This window comes from Salinibacter sp., from assembly GCF_036626415.1.
Taxonomy (GTDB): Bacteria; Bacteroidota; Rhodothermia; order Rhodothermales; family Salinibacteraceae; genus Salinibacter.
The window spans coordinates 1-3,736 of record NZ_JAZKRW010000202.1 but is presented as its reverse complement, the minus strand read 5'-3'; the positions used below and the strand labels follow the sequence as shown (position 1 = coordinate 3,736).

Sequence of the window (3,736 nt, the reverse complement as noted above, 5' to 3'; positions counted from 1 at the left end):
TCCGCCTTGATGTCGTCAATGTGTTCGATGCCCACAGAGACGCGCACCATGTCGGGCGCTACGCCGGACGCTTTTTGCTCCTCTTCGTTCAGCTGCTGGTGGGTGGTAGAAGCGGGGTGGATGACGAGCGTCTTCGCGTCGCCGACGTTGGCGAGATGACTGGCCAGGTCCACGTTCTCCACGAAGCGCTTGCCTGCTTCGACCCCGCCTTCTACGCCGAAGGTGAGCACCGCGCCGTAGCCGTTCTCCAGGTACTTGTTGGCGCGCTCGTGGTAGGGGTGATCTTCCAGGCCGGGATAGCTTACCCACTCCACGGCGTCCTGCGCCCGAAGCCACTCGGCGAGGGCGAGCGCGTTGTCGCAGCTTCGCTGCACGCGCAGGGAGAGCGTTTCGAGCCCCTGCAGCAGCAGGAAGGAGCCGAACGGGTTCTGGGCCGGGCCAAAGTCGCGCAGCCCCTCCACCCGGGCCCGCATGGCGAAGGCCACGTTCGTGTCGAGCACACCGTCCGGGCCGAACGTTTCCCAGAACTGGAGGCCGTGGTAGTTGGGGTTCGGCTCGGTAAACTCAGGGAAGCGGCCGTTGTCCCAGGGAAACGTCCCTGCGTCCACGATGACGCCGCCGATGGTGGTGCCGTGCCCGCCGATCCACTTCGTCGCGCTGGCCGTCACGATGTCGGCCCCGTGCTCGATGGGACGGCCCAGGTAGCCGCACGCACCAAACGTGTTATCGACGACGAGGGGCACGCCGTGGGCGTGGGCGATGTCGGCGATCCGCTCGAAGTCGGGAATATTGAAGCGCGGGTTGCCAATCGTCTCCAGGTAGACGGCCTTCGTGTCCTCGTCGATCAGACGTTCGATCGAGTCCGGATCATCGCCGTCGGCGATGTGGACATCGAGGCCGCGGCGGGGGAAGGAGTTCTTAAACTGATTGTAGGTCCCGCCGTAGAGGTAGCTCGTGGAGACGATGTTGTCGCCGTGCTCGCAGAGCGTGTTGAGGGCCAGGAATTGGGCCGACTGTCCACTGGCCGTCGCGACGGCTGCCACGCCGCCTTCGAGGGCGGCCACCCGCTTCTCGAAGACGTCGTTCGTCGGGTTCATGATGCGGGAGTAGATGTTGCCGAACTCTTTGAGGGCAAAGAGGTCGGCCCCGTGCTCCGCATCGTCGAAGGTGTAGGAGGTGGTGGCGTAGATGGGAACGGCCCGGGCGTTGGTGGCCGGGTCCGGCTCCTGCCCCGCGTGGAGCTGAAGGGTTTCGTAGCGGGGCGACTCGTCGGGGTCGTGCTGTCCATTCTCGGTGCTCATAAGATATCGGCGCTCTGGATGAGGAGATACACGGAATCATCCAGAAGAGCCGAGCGAGCACGAGTGCCCGGGGTCATCGCACCGATGCGCGACCGGGGGCATAGAAAAATCCCCAGCCGCCGGGAAAGCAGATGGGGATCAACAACCAAGAGGTCGCGGGTCCCACTCATCTTTCCTCGACAGCGATCGAGGCAGGATGGGGCACCTTTCCGTCGATGAACATCGACGGCGGTTGCCAGGGCTTCAGAGGGCCTGCTCCCTCCACCCTTCTGGATGAATGTGGTGCTAACAGCAACAGTATGTCATAACTACAGCGCTTACGGTAGGCGCTGCTCTTCTCAATGTCAACGCTCCTGTGTGAAGAAGGAGCAAGGGCACGGGCGTTCGGGGCGGCGTTTCGCGTTCGTTACTGCTTTTCGACCGTCACCGCCTTCAGCATATCGCCCTCTTCGATGGCGTCGACCACGTCCTGCCCCTCGGTGACGTCGCCGAAGACGGTGTGCTTGCCGTCGAGGTGCGACTGCGGCGCCCGCGTGATGAAGAACTGGCTGCCGTTCGTGTTGGGCCCGGCGTTGGCCATCGAGAGGACGCCCGTCTCGTGCGAGAGCGGATTGCCGTCGATCTCATCGTCGAACTCGTAACCGGGGCCGCCGCGGCCGGTGCCGGTGGGATCGCCGCCCTGCACCATGAAGCCCTCAATGACGCGATGAAACGCAATCCCGTCGTAGAATCCTTCCTCCGCGAGGAAGGCAAAATTGTTAACGGTGTTCGGGGCGTACTCCGGGTAGAGCTCAATTTCGATCGTGCCCTTACTGGTTTCGAGGACTGCCTCGTACACGGCGTCCGTGTCGATCTGGAGGTCGGGAGGCGCGTCCCACTGTGGGTGATCGGCCATGGGAAAACGGCGGGGTCGGCGAAAAGAACAGGCGGAACTGCGGCTGTCCGACGACGGGCACGACTCGGTGTTTCGGACCGGCCTTCATCTTTCCCGAAAGTGAACGGGAATGTGCGCCGTTCGAGACGGGCGTGAATCTGTCCAGGTTCTGTCCCTTAACTTCTCCGAATTCATGACGCCCACGTCTTCTCCGCCGACCTGAGTGCGCCTGGCGTGGTCGACGAGATTCTAGCGACGCTTCAGGAGCAAGAGGCCTCCCCATCCGTGCTCGCCAAAAACGCCGGCTTCGGGGCCCGCGGACGCTTCGCCGAGCCCGACGCCCGGCGGCAGGTCGATGGGATCCGGGTGAACGTAACGGCCGTCACCTGCCTTCCCCCCGCACCCAAACGGCGTTCGTGCACCGCGCCGGGATGCAGGGCCGCGCGCTTGTCGTACCGAGCTGGCCCAACAAGATCGACGCCCTTGTGGTGAACGCCCTCATGGTGTATGGTGGGCTCCCCGTCGTGCCCCATTGCCCGCCGCCTTGCCGGGCGGCTCAATCGCTGCCCTTCGCGCGCCCCGTACCGGAATTGTGGACCTGACTTGCACAGCGGTCTTTACATGACGGTTAACCATTTGGTTGAACCAGTCAGTTGCCAGACGGTTGGTGCAGTCGTATTTACGCCAGCCACCCTTTCCCTCATGGCCGACGCCGCCGACCCGCACGCGGACTACTCCGAAACGGAGCGGGACATTTTCGACGCTGCGCTCCAGGTCTTCGCCCGCGGGGGGCGCCATGGGGCCCGGATGCAGGCCATCGCCGACGCCGCCGACATCAACAAGGCGATGCTGCACTACTACTTTCGGGACAAGGCTACCCTTTACGAGGAGGTCTTCGACTACACGATGCGCCGCTTCATGGCCTCGTTCGGCGAGTCGCTGAAGGAGGCCCCGACCTTCGAGGAGACGCTGGGCGTGTTCATCGACGGGTACGTCGAATTCGTGCGCTCCGACGAGGCGGCCATGCGGCTGATGGTGCAGGAAAACCTGGCCGGGGGCAGCCTGCTCGGCGAACACCTGCAGGAGGCCACCGGCTCCGGGGACACCCCCCCTCAAATCCTGGTGGAGACCATCGCGGCGGCGGTGGACGCCGGAGAAATCCGGACGGTCGACCCGCAGCACACGGTGCTCTCCGTAGTCTCGACCTGCCTCTTTTTCTTCGTGGCACGACCGACGGTCGAGATTATGCATCCCGCCGCCGCGGACGACTGGGGCGCATTTGTGGAAGAGCGAAAAGACCACCTGTTCGACCTGATCTACAACGGCCTCGCGCCCCGACCGCAGTAAGGAAGTAGTTTTGGACTGCACTTCGGCAGGTCCGTTCAACGTTGCAACGTTTAACGTTTTCAGATGAAGACTCTTCGTTCAACCGCAGCTATTCTCCTGGCGGTCCTGCTCATGAGTGCAGGCTGCTCACTTACGCCCTCCATGCCGACGCCGGAGGCGGAGCAGGACCTTCCGGGTCGGTTCGAGGCCGCCCCCGGCGACACGACCCTGCCCG

The 3,736-nt window shown here is 63.8% G+C and carries 3 protein-coding genes and 1 riboswitch; of the genes, 1 reads left to right on the top strand and 2 read right to left on the bottom strand.

The features are described from left to right. Both V5A20_RS13590 and V5A20_RS13585 read right to left on the bottom strand, forming a co-directional pair. Positions 1-1,301: O-acetylhomoserine aminocarboxypropyltransferase/cysteine synthase family protein (locus tag V5A20_RS13590; RefSeq protein ID WP_332317093.1), on the bottom strand; the 1,301-nt coding region annotated here is incomplete at its 3' end. A gap of 163 nt (positions 1,302-1,464) precedes the next feature. Next, positions 1,465-1,581: riboswitch (SAM riboswitch) on the bottom strand. A 126-nt stretch (positions 1,582-1,707) separates the two neighbouring features. Then, positions 1,708-2,196 carry a peptidylprolyl isomerase gene (locus V5A20_RS13585; RefSeq protein ID WP_332317094.1) on the bottom strand — a complete coding sequence of 163 codons (489 nt, stop codon included), beginning with the start codon at positions 2,194-2,196 and terminating at the stop codon, positions 1,708-1,710. A 681-nt stretch (positions 2,197-2,877) separates the two neighbouring features. Here V5A20_RS13585 and V5A20_RS13580 point away from each other — a divergent pair. Further along, a complete protein-coding gene (locus V5A20_RS13580) occupies positions 2,878-3,522 on the top strand; it encodes a TetR/AcrR family transcriptional regulator (protein ID WP_332327591.1) in 645 nt (214 codons plus the stop codon). The last annotated feature ends 214 nt before the right edge of the window (positions 3,523-3,736 follow it).

Bases quoted from the DNA above. Each gene is read 5' to 3' on its own strand.
- V5A20_RS13585 (WP_332317094.1), bottom strand. From the start codon at position 2,196: ATGGCCGATCACCCACAGTGGGACGCGCCTCCCGACCTCCAGATCGAC.
- V5A20_RS13580 (WP_332327591.1), top strand. From the start codon at position 2,878: ATGGCCGACGCCGCCGACCCGCACGCGGACTACTCCGAAACGGAGCGG.